Below are 23,074 nucleotides of genomic sequence, written 5' to 3' on the forward strand. Positions count from 1 at the left end.
GAGCACCGCTGGCTACGGTCGGGCCGCATCGTCGCCGAGCCCCGCCCGGACAGGTGCCATGGACCGCCCCACCGCCGACCGTGCAGCACGGCCCCCTGTCCGCGGGCGCGACGACGTCCTCGCCCGGTACGACGCGGCCCTCGCCCACGCCATCGACGGCTGCGCCGGCCTGCTGGTCGTCGAGGGCGACCCGGGGTCGGGCAAGACGACGGTCGCGGCCGAGGCGGTCCGGCGCGCGGGCCGCAGCGGCGTCCGCGTGGTCGAGGTGGCGGGCCACGACGGCGAGGCCGACCTCGCGCTGGCCGGGCTCTCGCTGGTCCTGCGCCGCCTGGGCGACCACCTCGACGCCCTGACCGACGGCCAGCGCCGGGCGATCGGGGTGGCCACCGGCGCGGTCGACGAGCCCCTGGTCGACCGGTTCGCCCTCGGTGCGGCGACCTTCGCCCTGCTCGGTGCGACGGCGCGGGACCGGCCGCTGCTGCTGGTGCTCGACGACGCCCAGTGGCTCGACGTGACCTCGGTCGACGCGCTGGCCTTCGCGATCCGGCGGCTGGACACCGAGCGCGTGCTGGTCGTGGCCACCACCCGGCCCGGCCTCTCCGCGCTCGCCGACCTCCCCGAGGCCCACCGTCTCGCGCTCCCCGGCCTGGCGACGGCCGAGCTCGGCACGGTGCTCGCGGACCGTGGGCTGCCGACCGCCCCGGACGTCGTCGCCCGGATCGCCGAGGCCACGGCGGGACTGCCGCTCGCGGTCGTCGAGACGGCCCGGACGCTCGACGGCGTGCAGCGCGCCGGGCGCGGCCCGCTGCCCGACCCGCTGCCGATCGGCGGACAGGTGACCCGCGCTTACGAGGTCCGCCTGCGGGCCCTGCCGGCGCGCACGCGCGACGCGGTCGCGCTGCTCGCCCTGGCCGGGTCGGCGCCCGCGCCGATGCTGGCGGCGGCGATGCGCGCGCTCGACCTCGCCGTCGCGGACCTCGCCCCGGCCGAGGACGTCGGCGCGGTGCGGGTCGGCGGCGGGATCGCCTTCACCCACCCCCTCCTGCGGGCGGCGGCCCTGACCCTCGAGGTACCGGCGCGGCGCCGCGAGCTGCACGCGGTCCTCGCCCGCGCCGCCGGCGACGACGTCGAGCGCCGGGCCCGCCACCTCGCCGCGGCCGCGGTCGGACCGGACGAGCACGCCGCGGCGACCCTGGACGCTGCGGCCACGGTCGCCGAGGGCCGTGGTGCCGCGGCCAGCGCCGCCCTGGTCTGGGAGCGGGCCGCGGAGCTCGGCGGACCCGGCAGGCCGCGGTGCGAGCGACTGCTGGCCGCGGCCCGTGGCTTCGCCCTGGCCGGCCTGGGCGACCACGCGCGCCGCGTCGCCGAGGACGTCCTGGTCGCGACCGGCGACCCGGTGCACCGCGCCGACGCGGCGGCCGTGCTGTCGGGCGCCGGGGTCTGGAGCACCGAGGTCGAGCACGCGCTCGCCGTGGCGAGCGAGGCCGCCGAGGAGGTGGCGTCCCTGGACCGGGGCCGCGCGGTGCGGGCGCTGACCCAGGCGCACACGGCCGCGATGATCGCCGGCGAGGTCACGACGGCGCGGCGGCTCGCCGAGAGGGCGGTGGAGCTGGCGGGCGGAGAGGCACCCGGCGCGATCCGGGAGGACGCCCGTCGCACGCTCGCGATGTCGCTGCTCCTCGCGGGCCGGGCCGCGGAGTCCGATCGCTGCCTGGCCGGGTGGCGCTGCCCCACGGTCCACGACGTGACCGTGGACGATCTGCGGGGGCTCCCCCTCATCGGCACGGTCCAGACGCTGCGGGGGCTCGGACGCCTCGCCGAGGCGGCCGAGCTCGTCCGCGTCCTCCTCGCGGCCTGTCACCGCGAGTCCGCGCCCGCGGCGAAGGCGCTGGTCCTCGGCCTGGCCGCCGAGGTGTGGTGGTGGCGGGGGCAGTGGTCCCGGGCGGTCGCGGCGGGCGCGGAGGCGGCGCACCTGGCCGAGGAGACCGGACAGCCGGCGCTGGGGTGGTTCTCGCGCGGAGTCGCCGCGCGGGTGCACGCGGCCCGGGGCGACGAGACGCCGTGCCGGCGGGACGCCGAGGCCGCGCAGGTGGCCGCCGAGCCGCACGGGCTGCGCCCGATCCGGGTGTACACGAGCGCGGCGGTCGGCCTGCTGGAGCTCGGCCTGGGCCGTCCCGCCGCGGCGGCGGACCGCCTGGCCGACGCCGCCGCCGCGTACCGGGCGAGCGGGTGGCGCGACGCGACCGCGGTCCCGTTCGCGGCCGATCACGTCGAGGCCCTGGTCCGGGCCGGCCGCGCCGACGCAGCACGCGCGGCGCTTGCCGAGCACGAGGACACGGCGGCCGGGTCGGGAGCGTGGTGGGCGGACGGCGCCCTCGTCCGCTGCCGCGGGCTGCTGGCCGACGATCCCGAGGAGGCCGACCACCACTTCCGCGCAGCCGTCGAGCACGGTCCGCCCACGGTGCCCTTCGAGGTCGCCCGGAGCCGGTTCTGCTGGGGCGAGCACCTCCGCCGCCGCCGGGACCTCGCCCGCAGCCGGCCCCTGCTGCGCGATGCCCGCACCGTGTTCGTGCAGCTCGGGGCCCACCCGTGGGAGCAGCGCGCCACCGAGGAGCTCCGCGCGGCCGGCGACCGCTCGCCCGACCGCAGCACGTCCCGGACGCCCGCCCTGACGCCCCAGGAGCTCCGCTGCGCCCTCGCCGTGGCGGACGGGATGAGCAACCGCGAGGCCGCCGCCGCCCTGTTCGTCTCGCCGAAGACGGTCGAGTACCACCTGCACAAGGCGTACGCGAAGCTCGGCGTCGGCTCGCGGACGCAGCTCGCCCGCGCTCTCGAGGACCTGGTGCCGACCACCGGGAACGGCTCCGCGTAGTCGGCTGGGGACTCGTGGTTGCCCCCACAGGGGCTGGACGGGTGAACCGTCGTCACCCTCGGCTACCGACTAGGGAAACCACTGATGCCGGTCGGGTGACGGGCGACCAGGCTCGACGTCGCACGAGGGCCGCACGACCCAGGGGGACGATGACGATGGAGCCCGACGACCCGCTCGACGGTGTGGAGCGCCGCACGTACCGCGACGCGGCGGAGCTTGCCCTGCGGGCCTACCCCGGCGCGCTCGGCGAGCTCGTCCACCGCGAGCTGCGGGCGTTCGCCGACTTCGGCTACCGCTTGGCCGGGGACGGGCTCGTCGCACGGCTCGCCGTCGAGGTGCTCTCCGCGGTGCACGAGGGCGACACCGTGTGCGACATCGTGGGCGCGGGGGCGCCGAGGGGGCCCGGGCGGTGAGCACGCCGACGTGGGCCACGACGCTGGCGCACGGGTCGCTGGCGACGCACGCCGTCCCGTCGCCACCGGACGTCCGTGGCAGTGCGGCGGGCATGCCGTTCCACGAGGCGATGCGGTTCCGCGCCGCCGCGCACCACGCCCGCCGCGTCTACCCAGGGGCGCTCGGCGAGCTCGTGGCCCGCGAGCTGCGGGCCCACGCCGACTTCGGGCGCGAGCTCGCCGGCGACGGACTCGCCGCCCGCCTGGCGACGCAGGTGCTGCGGCTGCCCGCCGCGCCGGGCACCTAGCGCGGGCAGAGGCAGAACGGGTGGCCGACGGGGTCGAGCAGCACGCGCCACCGCTCGCCCGGCTGGTGCTCGGGCAGCGTCGCCCCGAGCTCCCGGGCGTGGGCGGTCGCCGTGTCGAGGTCGTCGACGGCGAGGTCGAGGTGGAAGCGCTTGGTGCCCTCGGGGTCGGGCCACGGCGGCGCCGCCCAGCCCGGGACACGGCCGAAGCCGATCGGCGCGCCCTCCCCCGAGATCATCGCGTACTCGTCCTCGGCGACGACGGTCTCCCAGCCCAGCAGGGCGCCGTAGAAAGCAGCCTGGGCACGCGGGTCGGGGCCATCGAGGTTGATCATCGCGAGCGTGGTGGACACCGGTCCTCCGGTCGGTCGACGTGCGGTGCGGGCATCTGCCACCCCGACGCTAGGCCCCGTGCCTGACACCTCCTGTCAGGTCTGCGAGGACGTTTCTCCGTCACCCGACGTGGTGAACCCGGGCTCCACGACGGATTCGGCGCTAACGCCGACCAGGCTCCCTGCGACATCGCTCACACAGCGTTCGCAGAGAGTGCGGACCACTAGGCCATCCGGGGAGCGATCATGGGGATGCACAGCCGGCGGGAGGACCAGGCGGTCACCGTCACCGCCGCCCCCGTCATGGCTGCCCCCTTCCGCCCGGTCCCGCACGACGCCCCGCCGGCCGGGCTCGGCTACCCCGCGCCCACCGCGTACCGGCCGCACCCCGTCACCGGGCTGCCGACGCCGCCCCGGGGCACCGCACCCGTCCGTCCCCGGCGCCGCGCCACCCGCGCTCCGCTGGCCGTGGCCGTCGCCGGCGCCGCGTTCGCGCTGATCGGCACCGGGGCCCAGCTGCCCGGGCTCGTCGACGCCGTCACCGCCACCACCGCGAGCACCGCGCCGGCGCCCGCGAACGTCGGCGGGACCACGCCGGCCCCGGCCGTCGCCGGCCAGTGCGCCACCGTCGTCGCCGACGCGATCGACGACACGGTCACCGCCCTCGGCGGCACCCCGAGCACGCAGTGGGCGCAGATCGTGGACGCCCGCGAGCAGACGCTCGCCGCGACCTACGGCGACACCTCGCGCGAGCAGCGCGCCTACGCCGACGGCGTCGACGACGTGCTGGGCTGGCTGCGCGACGGCAGCGAGGACTACAGCGCCGTCACCGCACGCGTCGCCCGGACCGTCGCGGCGACCTGCGCCTCCTGACCCCATGTGAGTGATCTTCTGAGCTATAGCTCAGAAGATCACGCACGTGAGCGGGCGCGGACGATCCCGCCCGCCACCAGCAGCGCCGAGACGCCGGCGGTGGCGACCGCGACGTCGCGCAGCACGATCGGCAGCAGCACCACGCCCGTCGAGCCCGGCGCGATCAGCGCGCCCGCCGCACTCGGCTTCGCGCTCGGCCCCTCGGCCGGCGGCGTGCCCTCGGGCGCCCCCTCGGGCGGCAGCTCGTGCTGCGGCGCGTTGTCCGCGGGCGCGGTCTCCGGCGGGGCCGTGTCGGTCACGAGCATCTCGTGCCCGGAGTCCGACCACGCGTCCTCGAACGTCTCCCGCGGCACCACCGAGATCGCCCCGCTCGGGTCGCCCGGGTCGGCGAGGTACACGAACTCGTCGTCGATGCCCGTCACGACCACCGCGTGGTTGAGGTCCTCGCCGCCGTCGGTGTCGTCGTCGTCCGTGCGGTTCCAGACCTCGTCGGCGTCGATGTAGGCGATGATGTCCCGGTCCTGGTCGAGCAGGCTCTCCAGCGTCTTGAGGTCGCCGTGCGTCGTCGTCGCCGGGATCCCGTAGCTCTCCAGCAGGGCCTCCGCGTCCGGCGCGCTCATACCCGACGCGTCGTCCGCGGTGCCGTCGCCGTCGGTGTCCGTGGTGGTCAGCCAGCCGTGCGCGATCGCGCGGCCGACGACCTCGCCCTCGCCGACGTTGCTGCCCTGCCACTCGCCGACGATCTGCGCCACGGCCGCGGGCACGCAGTAGCCGTTGACCGACTGCGCGGACCAGTACGACGACGCCTGCTCCGGGTCGCCGTGCATCCCGTCGTCGCGGGCCGCGGACGCCTCGCTCGGCAGCACGCCGTCGCGGAAGTTGTCCTCGTGGCGGTACCAGTCGGTGGACCACCCGCCGTCGCCGACCGGGTGCACCTCGTCGTCGGAGGCCAGCCCGTCGCCGTCGGCGTCGGTCCACGCGAGGTCGAGCACCCCGTCGCCGTCGGTGTCCACCGCGGTGACGTCGACGCGGCCGTCACCGTCGAGGTCGGTGAAGAGGTCCTCGGCACCGTCGGGGACCTCGGTGTCCAGCTCCGGGGCACCGGCGTCGACGTCCATGGCGCTCCGACGGTCCGGGGGTGCCGCTTTGTTCCCGCCGACCCGGACTCAGGGCCGGGTGGTCAGGACTGGGTGATCAGGACTGCGTGATCAGTGCCTCGGTGCGCAGCGCCGACAGGCGGCGGTCCCGCGAGGCGCGGCGCGCGCGGTCGGACGCCGTGCTCTGCGCGACGCTGACGCCCAGCAGGCCCCCCACCACGAAGACGACACCGACGACGACCAGGGCCACGATCACGAACATTTCTCTCCCTCTCGGCGAGCCGGGTACGCCCCGCACTCACGGATCCAGACGGCCGTCGCGCCTCCGGGTTGGCGGCCACGGGGCGTCACCGTCGTCACGCCCCGATCGGGGAAGTCACACGCAACCTCGGCGACGTGACGTGCCCGTGACACGCGGCGGGCGTCGGCGTCACGGCGCGGGGGTAGGAAGGGCGGGATGAGCACCGACCCCAGCACGGACACCGAGGCCCTCGACGCAGAGCAGGGCATGACCCGCCCCGAGCCCACCGACGACGCCGCGCCCGACGCCTCCCCCGACGACGTCGAGCCCGCGTTCGAGATCGACCTCGAGCCCGACGAGCAGGGGCTGGCCGGCGCCGCCGACGAGCCCTCCAGTTAGTCAGTCGCGCCAAGGAGAGCCGGTCACCAGCCGAGCAGCGCGGGCAGCTGCTGTCCCACCGCCGTCGACATGGTGCGGCTGTAGGACGCGGACACGTGGTTGTCGTCGAGGTAGACGAGCACGTTGCCGATCTCCGGCGGGCACGTCGACGCGGTGCAGAGCTCGTTCGACAGGTCGAGGAACGACACCCGCGCCGGCACGTCCTCGCGCACCGCGTAGGGCGCGTCGGCGGCCAGCAGGTCGCCGCGCGGCACCTCGCAGTCCGGCGCGCCGCGGCCGTAGCGCTCCAGGCACTCCGAGGGGCGGTGGTCGAAGCGCGGGTTGTCGCGCACGGCCACCACCGGGATGCCCAGCGCGTCGACCCGCTGCCAGGCGGCCACGAAGCCGTCGGGGGTCTGCTCGGTGAGCCCGGCACGCACGTCACGCGACGCGCTGACCACGACGGCGTCCGGCGGGTCGGCGGCGAGGTGCTCGATCGCGGCCGCGTTCCACGCCACGCACGAGCCGTCCGCCGGATCGGTCTCGGACGTCGTCGCGAACGGGCAGCGCGCGCGGACCAGCGTGCGCACCTCCCACCCGCGCTCGCGCGCCAGCGGCTCGAGGGCCGGCAGGAACTGCTGCATGTGCGAGTCGCCGATCACCGTGATCCGGCGCTGCGGCTCGCCCTCGACGCGGACGGGCACGCACTCCTCGAGCACCGGGTGCCCGTCGACCGGCACGCACCCGTCGCGGTACTCGGCCCAGTCGTCCTGCACCTGCGCGATCGCCGGGCGCACCGGCGCGGCGACGGTGCCGGCGGGGGCCTGTGCGGTGAGGACGGTCGCACCGGGGTGGTCGGGGTCGCCGACGGCCAGCGGCGGGGCCGCGCCGGCGGCGGCCACCGCCGAGAACGCGCCGAGCGCCACCAGCGCCGGGACCAGGGGCAGCGCGACGAGCGCGGGCGCGCGCATCCGGCCGCCGCCCAGGGAGACGTGGCGCGCGGGCTCCTCGAGCAGGTGGTGGGTGGCCACCGCGAGCCCCAGCGACAGCACGACGACGCCGAGGCCGTCGAGCGGCCCGGCCGTGGCCCGCCCGGAGAGCACCAGGGCCACGACGAGCACCGGCCAGTGCCACAGGTAGAGCGGGTAGCTGATGCGGCCCAGGTACTGCGCGGTGCGGCTCGCCAGCAGCCGCTCGCCCGCGCCGGCCCGGCCGGCGACGATCACCGCCGCCGCCGAGAGCACGGGCCAGAGCGCCAGCCAGCCGGGGAACGCGGCGCCCACGTCGAGCACCGCGCCGCACGTCACGAGTCCTGCGACGCCGGCCCAGCCGAGCACCGCGCGGGTGCGCCGCGGCAGCCGCACCCGCTCGACGACGAGCGCGAGCAGCCCGCCCAGCGCGAACTCCCACGCGCGGGCGCGGGCGTCGAAGTAGGCGAAGGGCTGGTCGGCGGCGGTGGAGACCACCGAGTGCACCAGGGACACGGCCGTGACCGCCGACAGCGCCGCGACGAGCGCGGCGCGCACGTCCACGCCCCGCGACCGGGCCCACCAGGCGACGGCGAGCACGACCACCGGGGCCACGACGTAGAACTGCGCCTGGATCGACAGCGACCAGAAGTGCTGGGCGACGCTCGCCGAGCCGTTGCTCGCGTAGTAGTCGACCGCGTCGAGGGCCAGGCGCCAGTTCTCGGAGAAGCCGAGCGCGGCGAGCAGCTCGCGGCCGTTGCGCGCCCACGTCGAGGGCGGGAGCAGGACCGCGGCGGCGACGGTGCTGGCGAGCAGCACGAGCCCGGCGGTGGGCACGAGGCGCCAGAACAGCCGCGTCCACGTGCGCACGACGTCGATCGCGTCGCCGCGCACGGCCGCGCGGGCGAGCATCCCGATGACCAGGAAGCCCGAGAGCAGGAAGAACACGTCGACGCCGCCGGACACGCGCCCGACCCAGACGTGGTAGACGACGACCAGGACCGCGGCGAGGCCTCGCAGACCCTCGATCTCCGGGCGGCGGGCGCTGCGCGCGGTGGGGACGTGCGCGCCGACGGAGGTCCCGGCTCCGGTCACTCCTCGTCCTCCCCGCGTCACCTGCCGTGAGGCTTTAGCTTCTCTCACCCGCCCGCCGGGCCGTGTCCCGGGTGTCACCCGCCCGTCGGCGCGCGGCACACTGATCACGTGACGCGGCGCCTGGTCGTCTGCTGCGACGGCACCTGGAGCACCGCGTCGGACGACACCAACGTCCGGCGCCTCTACGACCGCCTCGCCACCACCGACGACCAGCTCCCCCAGTACTTCGAGGGCGTCGGCACGGACGGCGGGCCCGTGCGCCGGGTGCTCGACGGCGCCTTCGGCGTGGGCCTGGCCGAGCACGTCCGCGAGGTCTACCGCTGGCTCGCCGAGACGTTCCGCCCCGGCGACGAGCTGGTGCTGCTCGGCTTCAGCCGCGGCGCGTTCACCGTGCGCAGCCTGGTGGGCATGCTCGCGCAGTGCGGGCTCGTGGCGTTCGGCCCCGAGCAGGACGACGCCGCCCGCGAGGCGACCGTCGAGCGGGTGTTCGTCGAGGGCTACCGCGCCAAGCGCGACCTGTCGGGGTCCGGGCTGGCGTTCCACCCGGGGTTCGGGCCCGACGACCGGGCGCCGGTGGCGTTCCTCGGGGTGTGGGACACGGTCGGCGCCCTCGGCGTCCCGCGCACGTTCGGGCTGCTCTCGGGCCTCGTGGGGCGGGCGAGCGTCGAGTTCCACGACCTCGAGCTGGCCCCCGACGTCCGCCACGCCCGGCAGGCGGTGGCCCTCGACGAGCGCCGCGGGCCCTACGTGCCGTCGGTGTGGCCGACCCCGCCGCCCGGGCGCCACGACTCGTTCGCGCAGGTGTGGTTCCCCGGCGGTCACGGCGACGTCGGCGGCGGGGAGGCCGCGACGGGGCTCTCCGACGGCGCGCTGCGCTGGATGATCGACGCCCTCGACGCCACCGTGGCGCCCCGCTGGCGCGCCGACGCGCCGGTGCTCCCCGTCGGCGACCCCTGCGCCCCGGCCGACGACGGCGTCGACGGGCTGTGGCGGCTGCTGAGCCCGCGCCCGCGCCCGGCGCCGCACGTGGTCGAGGGCGCGCCGGACGTCAGCGCCTCCGCGGTCGCCCGTCGGGAGGACTGCGAGCTCGACCCGCCCTACCGGCGCGGGCGGGTGCTGGACGTCGGCGAGTCCGCCGAGGTCGCCGTCGACGCGGCCGAGCCGTGGGTGGAGACGGGGCTCTACCTCGTGCCCGGGCGCTACGCGCTCGCGGTGTCCGGTCGCTGGCGCGACCACGGGGCCCCGTCGCCCGGCACGGGCGCGTCCCCGTGGCCGCTCCCGTCGTGGCCGTCGTACGCCGTCGGGACGGCGCTCGACGGGGTGCGGCGGCTCGTCGAGCTCGCCACCGGCAACGCGCGCAGCGACGTCGTGGGCAGCCGCCGGGTGCCCGAGGCCCGGTGGATGGAGCTGGTCGCGGCGGTGGCCGACGACGTCGTCGCCGTGGACGGCACCGTGGCGGAGGGCACGACGGTGCCGATCGGGCCCACCGGGCGGCGCGAGATCACCACGCCCCGCGGCGGCTACCTCTACGCCTTCGCCAACGACGCGTGGAGCGGCTACGCCTCCAACGGCGGCGCGGTGGCGCTGCGCGTGACCCGCGTGGGCTGAGGTCAGCGCACCGGCAGGAACGCCCCGAGGTCGGTGACCTGGTCGGGCGGGGGCGGCGTCACGGTCACGGGCAGGCCGTGCTCGGAGAGCGTGACGGTCACCGTCGTGGCGGTGGCCGGGCGCCCGGGACGGTCGGGCGCGGTGACGGTCTGCACGGTCCGGCGCACCAGCCCCTGGTCGTCGACCCACACGTCGACGGGCACACGGTTCGTGCCGATCTCGGCGACCTGCCGGTCCACCGCCGGGCGGCGCGCGGGATCGGCGGCGGCCGGGGTCGCGAGGAGGTCCACGATCCCGGCGTAGTGGGTGGTCGGCGTCCCGTCGATCGGCTCCGGGCCCACCGCGCGCGCCTCGACCACGCCGTGCAGCGCGTCGATCTGCTGCAGCGGGTCGGTGGGCGTGCCCCCGAACTGCGCGAGCGAGGCGGCGACGGCGCCCGTGCTCAGGCGGTCGAGGGGCACCGAGGCCCAGGGCCGCCCGCCGGGCACGAGCAGCGCGAGGGTCGGCGGCACCTGCGCGTAGAGCACGCCGCCGGCCAGCAGCACGCGGGTGCCGCCGCCCAGCAGCGGGACCGCGAGGGTGGTGTCGGCGCGGCCCCCGACGAGGTCGACGACGCCGTCGCCGGTCACCGGGGTGCCGGGCGTCCCCGGCGGGCCCGTGGCCGAGCTGAACGACGCGCGCGCCGTCCCCGCGGCGTAGGTCTTGTCGACGGCGCCGCGCACGGCGGACACGGGGTCCGGCGGCGCGCCCCCGCACGCGGCGAGGAGTCCCAGCACCACGGCGAGCAGCACCCCCGCGACGGCCCCGGCCCGCGGGGGGCGGGCCGGGGCCGGGGCGGCGCTGGGGAGCGAAGTCGGGCGGAGGTTCACCGCACCCCGTGGGTGCGGCGTCCGCGGGTGTTGGCCTCGAGCTGCTGGCGCCACAGCTCCCAGGTGTCGGGGTCGAGCGCCTGCCCGGTGGGCGGGGTGTGCGGGGCGCGGGGCGACGGCAGCGCGGCCCGGGCCACGGGGAGCTCGCCGGTGAGCGGCTCCCACGGCCACGACTCGCGCACGGCACGGGAGCGGTGGAAGCCCAGGCCCATGACGACGCCGAAGATCAGGTGCCCGACCAGCGAGAGCGTCAGCGTCACCCAGGTCAGGGGGAACATCATCGTCTGGCCGCGCGGGGCGAGCCACACCGTGCCGATGAGCCCGGCCCACACCGGGAAGACCGAGAAGGCCACCGACGCGATCACCGCGGTGCGGCGCGAGCACCGCTGGAGGCCGAACGCCGAGGCCAGCGCGAAGAACGTGATGCCGATGCCGCCGCCGTCGCCGATGTAGCGCCAGAGGTAGCCGACGACCGCGCCGGCGGTCATGTCCTGCGGGTCGCCGGTGATCCAGGTGCCCATGACCGGGATGAAGTCGGCCCACCAGCCGAAGACGTGGACGGTGGTGAGGCGGAACCCGTCGTAGATCGCGCACCCGACGATGCCCCAGAGCATCCCGTCGGCGACCACGCGGTCGCCCTGGTGCGGCGCGAGCACGGTCAGGGCCACGATGGCGGCGGCCAGGGGGATGACGAGGATCGGGGCCGAGTCCTGCATCCTGATGACGCCGAAGACGTGCGCGGAGATCGCCAGGAGCGGCAGCGCCGCGAGCATGAGGTGCAGCCCGATCCGCAGCAGACCGGCCCCGTCGCGCAGGGCGGGGATGCGGGGCGTCCCCGGTCCGGTCCCGGCGGCGGACCGCGGCGGTGTGGTGGTCATCGGCACGACGGGAACGCTAGGGAGTCGGCCGCACACGGGCGGCGAACCTGAGAATCCCTGAAGGACCTGCCGCCCACGCGCCGCCGCGACGCGACGACCGGCCGCGCCGATCACCCGTTCGGAGCAGGTCGGGCGGTGGGCCCGGTCACCGGGCCTCAGATCGGGCGGCGCGGGAGCCGATCGGGCGACGACCCGCACGGCCCGCGCGCCGAACGGCCGTCGCACTCGACCGCCCGCCCGAGGTCCGCCGTCCGTCCGACCGGTCGTCGACGCCGGAGCGACACCGAGGCGTGACCGAGCCGTGACCAGCGCTCCGTGACGGACCCCCACCCCGGGTGGCCGTGGGTCCGGGCAGGATGGAGCAGCCATCCGCCGCCGGTGGCACGCCGTTCGGCCCAGCGACCCGTGGCGGAGCGCGTGTCGCCCACGGTCGGGTGACACGCTGTCCACGCACGCTCACGATCCGCACGGCCGCGGGGCGGGCGACCAGCGCCCGTCCGGACCGACCCGGGAGACGCCCTCGATGACCGACGTGGTGACCCACGCCGACCCCACGCCTCCGGGCGAGGGGCGCCGCAGCACCCGCCGCCACCGGCAGCTCGGCCTCCGGGTCCCCCACGGTGCTCCCGGCGACGGCCCGCCCACCCGCACCCCGGTCGGCAGCCCGACCGACGCGCCGACCGGGGGCCTCACCACGGCGGTGCCCGACGACGACGGACCACGCCACCGCCGCACCGCCGGCACCGCGCCGATCGCCGTGCCCACCACCGCGGAGACCAGCCGGCACCGCGCCGCCCACCGCGGCGAGGCGTTCGACCCGACCGCGGGCTCGATCCCGACCTCGGTCCCCGCCACCCCGCGACCCACGCGCCGCGCCGACACCGGCCGCGCCGCCTCCCCCATCGCCGCCACCCCCACCGCCGCGGCCGCACCGACCGCCACCGGCGCCCACCGTGGTGGCCCCGCGCACGGCGCCGACGCGCCCCGGCGCACGGTGCCGCTGCGGGCGACGGTCGCCCTGCTCGGCGTCGGTGGCATCGCCGCGGTGTTCGCGCTGACCACCCCTGGCGCCCCCGCCCCGGTGGCCGCCCCGCCCGAGGCGCCGCCGCAGCTCGCGGCGCCGGCCGGGCTCGCCTCGGTCGTGCCGCCGAGCCTCCCGCAGGTCGCGCCGTCCCCGGTGCTGGTGGCGCCCCCGACCGTCTCGACCACCCCGACCAGCGACGCACCGCGACCGGTGGTCGGCGCCCTCTTCGACGCCGCGGCCGGCGCCTTCGGCGAGCTGTTCGACAACGGCGGCGACGACGGTCTCGTCGAGGGCGCCCCCCGCCCGCGGGTCGTCGACAACCCCGACGACCCGGGCCGCAGCGCCTGGCAGTTCTCGGTGCCCGGCGGCGGCAAGCGCAGCGAGGTCCTGCCGCAGGGTCCCGGCACCGAGCCGCGGGACGGGGACGTGCAGTTCGTCCGGTACACGGCGATCCTCGACGAGGACTTCCCGACCAACACCGGGTCGTGGCAGCTCATCCTGCAGTGGCACCACAACTCGCCCAGCGGCTCGCCGCCGCTGGCGCTCGAGGTGCGCAACGGGCAGCTGATGATGGCCAGCAACGGGGACGACCTCCGGGCCATCGGACCCGTGTCCCCGGGCGAGCGCATCGACCTGACGATGCGCGTCAAGTTCTCGCAGGACCCCGGCGAGAGCTCGGTGACGGTGTGGCGCGACGGGCGCGCCACCGGCGTCACCGACTGGAGCCCGAGCCAGGGCACCATGAGCACCGAGGGCGCCTACATGAAGATGGGGCTCTACCGGGACCCGAACATCGGCCAGGCCGGCTCGATCGTCGTCACCGACCTCAAGATCGGCCGCGACGAGCAGGGCATCGGGGGCATCGGACCCCGCCCCCGCGGCTGAGCCCCGGCGGACGGCCTCCGTCGGGCCGGTCGTCGCCGTCGTCCCGGTGCTGGTCGCCGCGGCGGTGCTGCTGCCCGACCTCGTCGCGCTCGACCGGTGGCTGCCCTTCGCCGCCACCGTCGCGCTGCGCCCCGTGCTCACCGCGGCCACGGCCGTCCTCGTGCTGCTGCTCGCCCTGTGGCGGCGACGCCGGGGCACGTCGCGGCGCGCGGGCACGGTGGCGCTGGTCGGCACGGCGCTCGTGGTGGGCGTCGCGGCCGCGCTCGTCGTGCCCCGCACCGTCGCCGCCGACCCGCCCCCACCCGGCGGCACCCCGCTGACCGTCCTGTCGTTCAACGCGTACGAGGGGCAGGCGGACGTCGACGTGCTCGCCGACCTGGTGCGCCGCGAGCGCCCCGACCTCGTCGTGCTGCCCGAGGCCGGCGACCGCTTCCGCGCGCGCCTCGCGGCCCTGCTGCCGGCCTACCGGTCGTGGAGCAACGTGCCGCCCGGCGTGCGGGACGTCCGTGGCGTCACCGTGCTCGCCGCCCCCCGGGCCGGCGACGTCACCGCCCGCACGATCTCCGAGCCGCCCGGGTCCCCCGGCGACACGCGCTACCCGTGGGCCGAGGTCACCGGCGGGATCCTCGGCCCCGTGCGCCTCGGCGCCGTCCACGTCGTGTCGATCGTCCCGCAGTGGATCGGCTACTGGCCCGGGGAGCTCGCGCTGCTGGCGCGCTGGTGCTCCCCCGCGGCGGGCCCGTCGCTGGTGGTCGGCGACCTCAACGCCACCCCGGACCACTCCGCGTTCCGGGCCGGCACCCGAGGCTGCGCCGACGCGGCGGGCGAGGTGGGTGCGGGCCTGCGCGGGACGTGGCCCGCGTCGTGGCCGGCGGGCGTCGCCGCACCCATCGACCACGTGCTGACCGCGAACGGGCCACGGGCCCGCGAGGTCGCGGTGGCCGACGTCCCGGGCTCGGACCACCGGGCCCTGGTCGTGCGCCTGCGGTTGTAGCTCAGGAGGCCCGGCGGGCGGGGGCGGGCAGGGCGTGCGCGTGGCGGGGCCGCACGGGGCGCCCCTCGCGGTCGTGGTGCCCGCCGACCAGCCCGCACCAGGAGCAGGGCGGGCCCACCGTGGTGACGGGCACGACGCGCCGCGGACCGGCGGCGCGGTCGAAGGCGGCGCCGACGGCCCGGTCGACGGCGGTGGCCCCGCCGACGACCCCACCCACCCCGACCGGCTCGACGAGCTCGGCGACCGGCGCCCGGCGGCCCCGGACCGCGCGCACCACCCGGCGCAGCGCGACGCGCAGGACGGCGGCGAGCAGCAGCGCGGCGAGGGCGACCACGGCGAGCCACTTGGCCAGGAGCACGGCGCAGAAGGCGATGAGCAGCCCCACGACCGCCGTCGTCACCCGTGCGTCACCGTCCACGCGAGGGAGGGTAAGCCCGACGGGGGACGGCACCGTGTCACATCCACCCCGCGTGTCCCTGACGGATCACCCGCCACACGGGCGAGGGAGGCGGGCCCGTCACGATCGAGGAGGGCCCGGAACGAGGAACGCCCCGCGGGCCACCGGGTCGGGGGTCCGGTGGCCACGCGGGGCACTGGTGACGTCGTCCGGGGTGCGCCGGCCGTTACACCGCCCGCGCGGAATCCTCGACGGGAATCTCGTCCGGCCAGTGGACGGTCCGCGTGAGCACGTCCAGGCCGCCCACGACCCGGCCGCCGGCCAGGCCCACGGCGCGCACGCAGAACTCCACCCACAGCAGGTACTGGATCTGTTTGGCCAGGCCGAGGCGGCTGTAGAGCACGTCGGCGACGCGGTCGCCGGCCCGCGCCCAGGTGGTGATCGAGAACTCGAGGGTGTCGTCGTCGACGTCCCGGGCGGCGAACTCGATCTGCCCGGCCTCGAGGTGGCCGACGAGCGTGCCGAGGCGGAACGAGGTGTCGTCGCGCCGCAGCACCCGCACCGGCCCGTCCCACGGCCCGGGCATGCGCACCACGAGCTCCTCGCCGACGGCCATCGCGCCGCTGCACGCGACGTAGTCGAAGCGGGCGACGCCGGGCACGACCGCGCGGTTCATGTCCCGCGCGATCGCGTCGATGAGGGCGGCGGCGCCGCGCTGCGCGCCGACGGCGCGTATGTGGAACTCGCGGTGCAGCGCCGGGCCGTAGCCGTGCTCGAGCGGCTGGTCGCGCTCGGTGGCGTCGGGCAGGTGCGGGGGCAGGTCGCGGTGGTCGCCGATCTCCTCCCGCACGTGCACCGGCACGTCCGGGCGCACGAGACGCCAGAGGACGCCCGCCACGCCGCGCGGCAGGCGCGTGAGCATCAGCGCCTCGCGCACGACCTGGTGCGGGCCGGGGATCCAGTGCGACGTGCGCAGGGAGGGGTCGAGGGTGGACTCGCCGGACGACATGGACCGGGATTACCCCGGCCCCGCGGACTCACCCCGCCGACCCGGTCACCACCGGCGGCACGCCCGCGCGGCGGCGGGTCTCGCAGTGCTCCTTGAGGTCGGCCGCGAGGGTCTGCAGGTGCCCGTCGACGGTGCGGGCGGTGATCCGGGCCATCGCCGAGCCGATCCAGCCGGCGCGCTCGTGGGTGACGAGCACGCGGGTGCGGGCGCCGTCGCCCGCGGGCGTGGTCAGGGCGAACCGGACGCTCGCGCGACCACCGAGCCCGTCGCCCTGCAGGGTGAAGCGGCGCCGGCGCGCCTGGAACTCGCCGACGCGCCAGGTGCGCTCGGGCAGGCGGGGCGCGCGCAGGCGCACGACGCCGTGCAGCGCGAGGGTGCCGCCGCCGACGAGGGTGGCGTCACGGACCGCGGAGGTCCAGGCCGGCCAGCGGGTGACGTCGGTGAGGACGGCCCACACGTGGTCCGGACACGTGTCGACGTCGATCGCGATCTCGCGACGCATGGTTCGCCTCTCCGCTGAGGACCTCGGACCCGCACTCCACGGTAGGCGGGCGCCGGGCGGGGGACCAGACCCGCCCCCGTGACCTGGTGCTCAGGCCACCCGGCGCCCGAGGCCGATGCCGGTGAGCCCGGCGCGGCGCAGGGTGGCGGGGTCGAGCAGGTTGCGGGTGTCGACCACCACGGGCTGCTTCATCACCCCGGCCATCGCCGCCCAGTCCAGCGTCCGGAACACCGGCCACTCGGTGAGCACCACCAGCGCCTCGGCGCCCTGCGCGGCCTCGATCGGGTCCGACACCAGCGGCACGCCCTCGACCTCCCTGCCGACCGGGCCCTCGACCACACCGGGCGCGACCTTGTCCGGGTCGCCCGGGTCCCCCACCAGCGCCGGGTCGTAGCCCACCAGGTCCGCCCCGGCCTGGCGCAGCAGCGCCGCGATGGCCAGCGCCGGCGAGTCCCGCAGGTCGTCGGTGCCCGCCTTGAACGTCAGCCCCAGCAGCCCCAGCCGCACCCGCGCCAGCGACCCCGTCCGCCGCCCCGTCACCGCCGCGCGCACCTTGTCCACGATCCGCTGCCGCTGCCGGGTGTTGGTGTCGATCGTCGCGCGCAGCAGCCGGAACTCGAAGTCCGCCGCGTCCGCCACCTGCAACAGCGCGTGGGTGTCCTTCGGCAGGCACGACCCGCCCCATCCCGGACCCGGCGACAGGAACGCCTGCCCGATCCGCCGGTCGTAACCGATCCCGTCGGTCACGTCCCCGATGTCCGCGCCCACCCGCTCGCACAGCTCGGCCATCGCGTTGACGTAGGACAGCTTCATCGCCAGGAAGCAGTTCGCCGCGTACTTCATCAGCTCCGCCGACGCCGCGTCCGTCAGCACCGTCGGCGCCCCCAGCCGCGCGTACAGCGCCGCCACCCGCTCCGCGGCCTCCGCGGTGTCACACCCCACCACGATCCGGTCCGGGTTCAGGAAATCGTGCACCGCCGAGCCCTCGCGCAGGAACTCCGGGTTCGACACCACCGCCACGTCCGCACGGTCCAGCAGCTCCGCGGTCCGCCCCGCCGTGCCCACCGGCACCGTCGACTTGTTCACCACGACCGTCCCCGCCGCCAGCAGCTCGCGGGTCTCCTCGACCACCGCCTCGACCGCGCGCAGGTCGGCCACCCCGCCCACACCCATCGGCGTCGGCAGGCACAGGAACACGATCTCCGCGTCCCCCTCGTCGGGGAAACCCGCCGACACCGCCGCCGCGGCCCCCACCACGAACGACAACCGGCCCGCCGACACCTGCTCGGTCACCAGCTCCGACAGACCCGGCTCCACGATGTCCACCACACCGCGGCGCAGCCGCTCCACCTTCGCGGTGTCGATGTCCCCGCACACCACCTGGTGCCCCAGCGACGCCAGACACGCCCCCGTCGTCAGCCCGACATAGCCCGTCCCCACCACCGCCACCCGACGCGTGAACACGGCGCCCCCCTCAGGTCCTCCGTCGACGAATCCGCAGCCCACGCTGCCAGATCACGCTCCGGATCCGAGGGGCCGGTCCCCGCGGCGCGTGACACGGTGGGCCCATGGCCGAGCGGGTGGACCTGCGCGGGTCCGAGCAGACGATGCTGATCACGCTGTTCCTGCGGGAGCGCGACGCCCGCTCGGCGCACCCCGTGCTGGGCGACCGGTTCGCCGCCGAGGTGCTCGCCCGCGTCGACCACGACCCCGGCGCCCTGCGCTGGTTCAGCTCCGACACGGTGACGATCAGTGCCCGCGCGCGGCGCCTCGACGACTGGGCGCGGGAGTTCCTCGCCGAGCACCCCGACGGCCAGGTGCTGCACCTGGGGTGCGGGCTGGACAGCCGCCCGCTGCGCCTCGACCGCCCGCCGGGCGCGCGGTGGATCGACGTCGACCTGCCCCGCGTCGCCGACCTGCGCCGCCGCGTCTACGACCTCCCCGACGACGTCGAGGTCGTGGGCGCCTCCGTGGCCGACCCGTCGTGGTGGGAGCGGGTCGACACCGACCGCCCGACGCTGGCCGTGGCCGAGGGCCTGCTCATGTACCTGCCCCCGACCGACGTCGACGGCGTCCTCGACCAGCTGCTCACCCGGTGCGCGAGCGGCGTCCTCGCCTTCGACGCGGTGTCCCCGTGGGTGCTGCCGGTGTCGAACGCCGCGTTCGGCGTGACGTCGGTGGACACCCGCTTCGCCTGGGGCTACGACCGCGACGCCCTGGTCGCCCGCCACCCGCGGCTACGCGGGCGCGACGACGTCTGCGTGACCGACCTCGGCGCGCGGGCCACGGCGGGCCCGTGGCACCTCGTGTACCGGGGGTTCGACGCCGTGCCGTACCTGCGCGACGCCCTGCGCCTGCACCGCTACGCGTTCTGACGCGCCTCGTCCTGCACCCGGCGGCGGTCGAGCAGGGTCTCGAGCAGCAGGAACGCGAGCAGGCTGGCGCCCAGCAGCGGCACGGCCACGCCGACCGCGATCGTCACGACGACGACGGCCGCGAGCAGCCCGCGCGGCAGTGACCGCAGGACGCCGTCGGCGGGGACGTGGCCCGGGCGCCGGCCCGGGCCGCGGCGCCACCACAGGACGTAGCCCCAGACCACGACGCACGCGAGCCCGAGGGCGAGCACCGCGAGGACGACCTGGTTGGCCACCCCGAACAGGTAGCCCATGTGCGCGTCGATCCCGTAGGTGGCGAGCTTCGCCGCGAGGGGCCAGTCGGCGAAGCGGACGACGTCGACGACCGCCCCGGAGTCGGGGTCGACGGCGATCGCGTCGTGCTCCTCGGGCCAGGTGCGGTCGACCTGGGCGACGGTGGTCGCGGCGCCCGGCTCGTCGCCCGGCGTGATCTCGAGGAGGCCGTCGAGACCGAGGTCGGCGGCCGTGCGGGCGGCGACGTCGAACGACGCCGGCGCCACGTCGGCGGGCGGCATCGCCATCGTCCCGTGGTCGGGGTGTCCGGCGTGGGCCCCCGTTCCGGGGAGGGCGGTGGCGGGCTCGGGGGTCTGCCACGAGAGCTGCGCGCGCAGGGCGCCGATGTTCTCGCCCGCGTAGGTCGACCACGTCAGCCCGGTGGCGGACAGGAAGAGCAGGCCGGCCGCGGCCCACAGGCCGACGACGGCGTGCCACGACAGCAGGCGGGCGCGGCGGCCACCCCGCGTGCGGGGGACGAGGAGCTCCGACGCCCGTTCCGGGAGACGGAGCGGAGCGGAGCTCGACCTTCGGGCGCGGCGGCGCCGGCGGATCAGCCCCACCCAGAGCGTGAGGCCGGCGAGCACGAGCACCCACAGCCACGACGCGGCGAGCTCGGTGTAGAGCCGCCCGGCCTCGCCGAGGTGCAGGTTGCGGTGCAGTTGGTCGACCCAGGCGCGCAGCGGCATCGCCTGCCCCGAGCCGTACGTCACGAGCACCCCGTCGAGCGCGCCGGTGTGCGGGTCGACGAACGCGGTGCGGTAGGACGAGTCGGGCAGCGTGGGGTCGTCCGCGATCACCTGGGTGGTGTCGGTCGGTGTCGGCCCGGGGCGCACCGCGCGCAGCTCGGTGCCCGGCATCGCGTCGAGGCCGGCGCGCACCTGGTCGGCCAGCGGCACCTGGGCGTCCGACGCGGGCACCGTGAGCTCGTCGCGGTAGACCACGGGCTCCAGCGACGGCATGAGCGTGTAGGCGAAGCCGGTCAGCGCCGCGAGCAGCAGGAACGGCCCGACGAGCACGCCGCCCCAGAAGTGCACGCGCAGCACGAGGGGCCGCAGCAGTGCCGCGGTGCCCGGGCGGGCCGGGGCCTGCGGCGGGGCGGACCGGTCGACGGACACGCGGGCCTCTCGGGGTCGGGGCGCTCAGTGGACTCAGTGGACGAGGAGCATGAGGGCCATCCCGGCCCCGGTGACCGCCTGGCAGCCGAGCTGCACGGCGGGGGCGTCGACGAAGCGCCCGACGGGCCCCGGGCCGCCGCCACCGCCGACCGTGACCGCCACGGGCGCGGACGCGCGCACGAGCACCGCCACCGTCGCCCCGGCGTGCACCAGCAGGTACAGCGCCAGCGCCACCCCGACCGCCGACAGCGCGAGCGGGGACGCGGCGCCGTGCCCGGCGTGGCCCGCGTGGCCGGCCGTCCCGCCGCTGGGGAGCATGACCGCGTACATCACGACCATCGCGGCGTTGCTCAGCAGCAGGTGCGTGGGGTGGGCGGCGCACCGGTCGCCGCCGATCGGCGAGCCGAGCGCCCGCCCGCGCGCCCGCAGCGCCACGAGGCGCACCGTCCACGCCACGCCGATCACACCGAACAGCACGGCACCGGCGAGCGGGGGCAGCGCCGTCGCGGTGGCCGGCAGGACCATCGCGGCCATCCCGAGGGCCATGACGACGTGGTTGGCCTCCGCCGCCGCGACCGGGCCCTCGTGGCGGGCCCGGCGGCGCCAGAGGCTCACCGTGCACAGGGCGGCCGCGGCCAGGAAGACCGCGGCCAGGAGCCCGGCCAGAGGCGCGGGCAGGCTCACTCGGCGTCCAGGAGCAGGCCGTCGAGGACACCGTTGCGGGCGTCGTCGACGATGACCGCGAGCTGCGCGAGGCTCATCCGGATCGCCTGGCCGAAGTCGTCGGTGATGACCACGCGGCGGTCGTCGTCGGCGGCGGGGTCGACGTAGAGCTCCGGGCAGCCGCACGAGCACTGGCCGCAGAACGTGGCGACGTGCTGCAGGCCGTCCGCGACCTTCTCCGTCATGGTGCTCCTCCGTGGGCCGGGTGTCCGGGCGGGACCGTACGACCGTGCCTCCTCGGCGCCCACCCTTCGCCCCGGCGCCCGGGGCACGTGTGCCCGGACGGCGGAGCGTTCTCAGCGGCGGGCCCGCTCCTTCTCAGGAGCGGCCGCTACCGTCGAGCGGGCACGGTAGGGACCGTCGGTGCGGTCGTCGGCCCGCTTGTCGGGACGGTCACGGCCGGGAACTCCGCGGGGCCCCGGGACGACGCAGTGACGACGCAGGTGACGTCGGGGCGGACGCGGCGAGGAGCGCACGGGTGGACGACGCGAGGATCACGGCGCTGGCGCTGCGCGCCCGCGAGGGCGACCGCGCCGCCGCCGGCGAGTTCGTCGCGGTCACCCAGCACCAGGTGTGGCGGCTGCTCGTGCACCTCGCCGACCCCTCGGTGGCCGAGGAGCTGGCGCAGGAGACCTACGAGCGCGCGCTCGGGGCGCTGCGCCGCTACCGGGGCGACGCGCCGGCGCGCAGCTGGCTGCTCTCGATCGCCCGCCGCGTCGCCGCCGACCACCTGCGCCGCCGCGCCCGGCGTCCCGTGAGCCCGGCCTCGCTCGCCGAGGACGACCGCCCGTTCGGTCAGGCGCCGGGGTCGGACCCGGCGGAGTCGGTGGCGGTGCGCCACGCCCTCGACACGCTCGCCGCCGAGCGCCGCGAGGCGTTCGTGCTCACCCAGGTGCTCGGCCTGCCCTACGACGAGGCCGCTGCGGTGGTCGGCTGCCCGATCGGCACGATCCGCTCGCGGGTCGCGCGGGCCCGGGCCGACCTCGTGGCGGCGCTGGGCGAGCCGCCGTCGGCCGAGCGCCCGCACCGCTCGGGGTGAGCGGGAACCCGGGCCGCCCGCGCGACGACCAGCACGGCATGGACTGCGACGGCTGCCGCGAGGCGATGTCGGCCGCGCTCGACGGCGAGGCGGACGCCGCGGAGCAGGCCGCGGTCGAGGCGCACCTCGCCGGCTGTCCCGACTGCCGCGCGTGGCAGCGCTCCCTCGCTGACCTCGCCGCCATCACCCGCCGCGCCCGCACCGGGATCGCGGGCGGGGGACCCGACCTCGTCGCCCGCGTCGTCGACCACGCCCCGGGGCCACGGGTGCGCTGGCGCGGCACGGCCGCCCGCGCCGGGCTCGCGGCGGTGGGGATCGCGCAGGCGACGATCGGGCTGGTCGCGCTGCTCGGCGCCGTGACACACACCCACGCCATGATCGATCCCCTCATGGTGCTCGGCGCCGGGATGGCGCACACGACGCACGAGAGCGCGGCGTGGAACATCGCGCTCGGGATCGCGTTCCTGGCCGGCGCGCTGTGGACCCGCCACCTCGCCGGCCTGCTGCCCGCGCTCGGTGCGTTCATCGCGGTGCTCGCGGTGGTCAGCGGCGTCGACCTCGTCGCCGGGCGCGTCGACCCCGGCCGCGTCGCGTCGCACCTGCTGCTGGTCGCGGGGTTCGCGCTCGGCGTCGCCGTCGTGCGCACCGTGCCCCGCCCCGGACGCGGGCCGACGCCCGGCGCGCGCTGGTGGCGCCGCGACGAGCGCCCCGCCGCGGACACCTCCCTGAGCGCCGCCCCGGCCGGACGGGAGTGGGAGTCCGACGTGGCGTGAGCCCGGGAACCAGCG

Annotated in this window: 24 protein-coding genes; 11 read left to right on the forward strand and 13 right to left on the reverse strand. The window is 77.0% G+C overall.

Translation table 11 applies throughout. From position 1 onward, the window contains the following. Positions 1-58 precede the first annotated feature (58 nt). The 3 genes from ACQPX6_RS25625 to ACQPX6_RS25635 all read left to right on the forward strand — a co-directional run bounded on the left by ACQPX6_RS25625 (position 59) and on the right by ACQPX6_RS25635 (position 3,572). Entirely contained in the window at positions 59-2,872 is a 2,814-nt protein-coding gene (locus tag ACQPX6_RS25625; protein WP_433783452.1) for an AAA family ATPase, read from the forward strand. Positions 2,873-3,027: 155 nt separating this feature from the next. Beyond that, positions 3,028-3,285 carry a hypothetical protein gene (locus tag ACQPX6_RS25630; RefSeq protein WP_433783454.1) on the forward strand — a complete coding sequence of 86 codons (258 nt, stop codon included), beginning with the start codon at positions 3,028-3,030 and terminating at the stop codon, positions 3,283-3,285. Continuing rightward, positions 3,282-3,572, forward strand: coding sequence for a hypothetical protein (locus ACQPX6_RS25635; protein ID WP_433783456.1), 291 nt, complete (start codon positions 3,282-3,284; stop codon positions 3,570-3,572). The genes ACQPX6_RS25630 and ACQPX6_RS25635 overlap by 4 nt, the downstream gene beginning before the upstream one ends. On the opposite strand, the gene ACQPX6_RS25640 is transcribed toward ACQPX6_RS25635, so the two are convergent. Then, on the reverse strand, positions 3,569-3,922 hold the full coding sequence (locus tag ACQPX6_RS25640; protein ID WP_433783458.1) for a VOC family protein: 354 nt from the start codon (positions 3,920-3,922) through the stop codon (positions 3,569-3,571). The two genes, ACQPX6_RS25635 and ACQPX6_RS25640, sit on opposite strands and share 4 nt — an antisense overlap. Positions 3,923-4,147: 225 nt before the next feature. On the opposite strand from ACQPX6_RS25640, the gene ACQPX6_RS25645 reads away from it, so the two are divergent. After that, the gene (locus tag ACQPX6_RS25645) at positions 4,148-4,774 is read left to right on the forward strand and encodes a hypothetical protein (RefSeq protein WP_433783460.1); all 627 of its coding nucleotides are present in this window, start codon (positions 4,148-4,150) and stop codon (positions 4,772-4,774) included. A 38-nt stretch (positions 4,775-4,812) separates the two neighbouring features. Here ACQPX6_RS25645 and ACQPX6_RS25650 read toward each other — a convergent pair whose 3' ends face one another. Both ACQPX6_RS25650 and ACQPX6_RS25655 read right to left on the reverse strand, forming a co-directional pair. Continuing rightward, a complete protein-coding gene (locus ACQPX6_RS25650; RefSeq protein ID WP_433783462.1) occupies positions 4,813-5,892 on the reverse strand; it encodes a C39 family peptidase in 1,080 nt (359 codons plus the stop codon). A 76-nt stretch (positions 5,893-5,968) separates the two neighbouring features. After that, on the reverse strand, positions 5,969-6,133 hold the full coding sequence (locus tag ACQPX6_RS25655) for a hypothetical protein (protein ID WP_433783464.1): 165 nt from the start codon (positions 6,131-6,133) through the stop codon (positions 5,969-5,971). Between the two features lie 195 nt (positions 6,134-6,328). Here ACQPX6_RS25655 and ACQPX6_RS25660 point away from each other — a divergent pair, with 195 nt between their 5' ends. Beyond that, the gene (locus ACQPX6_RS25660) at positions 6,329-6,511 is read left to right on the forward strand and encodes a hypothetical protein (protein WP_433783466.1); all 183 of its coding nucleotides are present in this window, start codon (positions 6,329-6,331) and stop codon (positions 6,509-6,511) included. A 23-nt stretch (positions 6,512-6,534) separates the two neighbouring features. Here the strand turns inward: ACQPX6_RS25660 and ACQPX6_RS25665 are convergent, their stop codons facing one another. Further along, positions 6,535-8,553: an acyltransferase family protein gene (locus ACQPX6_RS25665; protein WP_433783468.1), complete on the reverse strand. Its 2,019-nt coding sequence runs from the start codon at positions 8,551-8,553 to the stop codon at positions 6,535-6,537. A gap of 108 nt (positions 8,554-8,661) precedes the next feature. Between ACQPX6_RS25665 and ACQPX6_RS25670 the strand changes: the two genes are divergently transcribed. Further along, complete coding sequence (locus tag ACQPX6_RS25670) at positions 8,662-10,161, forward strand: DUF2235 domain-containing protein (RefSeq protein WP_433783470.1); 1,500 nt, start codon at positions 8,662-8,664, stop codon at positions 10,159-10,161. A 2-nt stretch (positions 10,162-10,163) separates the two neighbouring features. Here ACQPX6_RS25670 and ACQPX6_RS25675 read toward each other — a convergent pair whose 3' ends face one another. Together ACQPX6_RS25675 and ACQPX6_RS25680 are read right to left on the reverse strand one after the other, a co-directional pair. After that, positions 10,164-11,030, reverse strand: a complete 867-nt coding sequence (locus ACQPX6_RS25675; RefSeq protein WP_433783472.1) for a hypothetical protein — start codon at positions 11,028-11,030, stop codon at positions 10,164-10,166. Continuing rightward, positions 11,027-11,908 (reverse strand): hypothetical protein, encoded by an 882-nt coding sequence (locus ACQPX6_RS25680; protein ID WP_433783474.1) that lies wholly within the window; start codon positions 11,906-11,908, stop codon positions 11,027-11,029. The genes ACQPX6_RS25675 and ACQPX6_RS25680 overlap by 4 nt, the downstream gene beginning before the upstream one ends. A 523-nt stretch (positions 11,909-12,431) precedes the next feature. On the opposite strand from ACQPX6_RS25680, the gene ACQPX6_RS25685 reads away from it, so the two are divergent. Then, positions 12,432-13,817, forward strand: coding sequence for a heparin lyase I family protein (locus ACQPX6_RS25685; RefSeq protein WP_433783476.1), 1,386 nt, complete (start codon positions 12,432-12,434; stop codon positions 13,815-13,817). A gap of 46 nt (positions 13,818-13,863) precedes the next feature. Continuing rightward, on the forward strand, positions 13,864-14,811 hold the full coding sequence (locus ACQPX6_RS25690) for an endonuclease/exonuclease/phosphatase family protein (protein WP_433783478.1): 948 nt from the start codon (positions 13,864-13,866) through the stop codon (positions 14,809-14,811). Between the two features lies 1 nt (position 14,812). Here ACQPX6_RS25690 and ACQPX6_RS25695 read toward each other — a convergent pair whose 3' ends face one another. From ACQPX6_RS25695 to ACQPX6_RS25710, 4 genes are all read right to left on the reverse strand, one after another. After that, positions 14,813-15,229: a hypothetical protein gene (locus ACQPX6_RS25695; RefSeq protein ID WP_433783479.1), complete on the reverse strand. Its 417-nt coding sequence runs from the start codon at positions 15,227-15,229 to the stop codon at positions 14,813-14,815. Between the two features lie 205 nt (positions 15,230-15,434). Next, complete coding sequence (locus tag ACQPX6_RS25700) at positions 15,435-16,217, reverse strand: DUF1990 family protein (RefSeq protein WP_433783480.1); 783 nt, start codon at positions 16,215-16,217, stop codon at positions 15,435-15,437. Positions 16,218-16,245: 28 nt separating this feature from the next. Beyond that, positions 16,246-16,719, reverse strand: coding sequence for an SRPBCC family protein (locus ACQPX6_RS25705; protein ID WP_433783481.1), 474 nt, complete (start codon positions 16,717-16,719; stop codon positions 16,246-16,248). 90 nt (positions 16,720-16,809) lie between these two features. Continuing rightward, positions 16,810-18,183: a UDP-glucose dehydrogenase family protein gene (locus ACQPX6_RS25710; protein WP_433783483.1), complete on the reverse strand. Its 1,374-nt coding sequence runs from the start codon at positions 18,181-18,183 to the stop codon at positions 16,810-16,812. A 104-nt stretch (positions 18,184-18,287) separates the two neighbouring features. On the opposite strand from ACQPX6_RS25710, the gene ACQPX6_RS25715 reads away from it, so the two are divergent. Further along, a complete protein-coding gene (locus tag ACQPX6_RS25715) occupies positions 18,288-19,094 on the forward strand; it encodes a class I SAM-dependent methyltransferase (RefSeq protein ID WP_433783484.1) in 807 nt (268 codons plus the stop codon). Here the strand turns inward: ACQPX6_RS25715 and ACQPX6_RS25720 are convergent. The 3 genes from ACQPX6_RS25720 to ACQPX6_RS25730 are packed head-to-tail and all read right to left on the reverse strand — an operon-like array spanning position 19,082 to position 21,432. Next, positions 19,082-20,524 (reverse strand): PepSY-associated TM helix domain-containing protein, encoded by a 1,443-nt coding sequence (locus ACQPX6_RS25720; RefSeq protein WP_433783485.1) that lies wholly within the window; start codon positions 20,522-20,524, stop codon positions 19,082-19,084. The two genes, ACQPX6_RS25715 and ACQPX6_RS25720, sit on opposite strands and share 13 nt — an antisense overlap. Before the next feature lie 33 nt (positions 20,525-20,557). Beyond that, positions 20,558-21,208, reverse strand: a complete 651-nt coding sequence (locus ACQPX6_RS25725; protein ID WP_433783486.1) for a DUF5134 domain-containing protein — start codon at positions 21,206-21,208, stop codon at positions 20,558-20,560. Further along, positions 21,205-21,432 (reverse strand): hypothetical protein, encoded by a 228-nt coding sequence (locus ACQPX6_RS25730; protein WP_433783488.1) that lies wholly within the window; start codon positions 21,430-21,432, stop codon positions 21,205-21,207. Before ACQPX6_RS25730 ends, ACQPX6_RS25725 begins: the two co-directional genes overlap by 4 nt. 293 nt (positions 21,433-21,725) lie before the next feature. On the opposite strand from ACQPX6_RS25730, the gene ACQPX6_RS25735 reads away from it, so the two are divergent. Further along, on the forward strand, positions 21,726-22,286 hold the full coding sequence (locus ACQPX6_RS25735) for a sigma-70 family RNA polymerase sigma factor (protein WP_433783489.1): 561 nt from the start codon (positions 21,726-21,728) through the stop codon (positions 22,284-22,286). Next, on the forward strand, positions 22,283-23,059 hold the full coding sequence (locus tag ACQPX6_RS25740) for a zf-HC2 domain-containing protein (protein WP_433783490.1): 777 nt from the start codon (positions 22,283-22,285) through the stop codon (positions 23,057-23,059). Before ACQPX6_RS25735 ends, ACQPX6_RS25740 begins: the two co-directional genes overlap by 4 nt. The last annotated feature ends 15 nt before the right edge of the window (positions 23,060-23,074 follow it).

This window comes from Actinomycetospora sp. CA-101289 (assembly GCF_050955895.1).
Taxonomy (GTDB): Bacteria; Actinomycetota; Actinomycetes; order Mycobacteriales; family Pseudonocardiaceae; genus Actinomycetospora.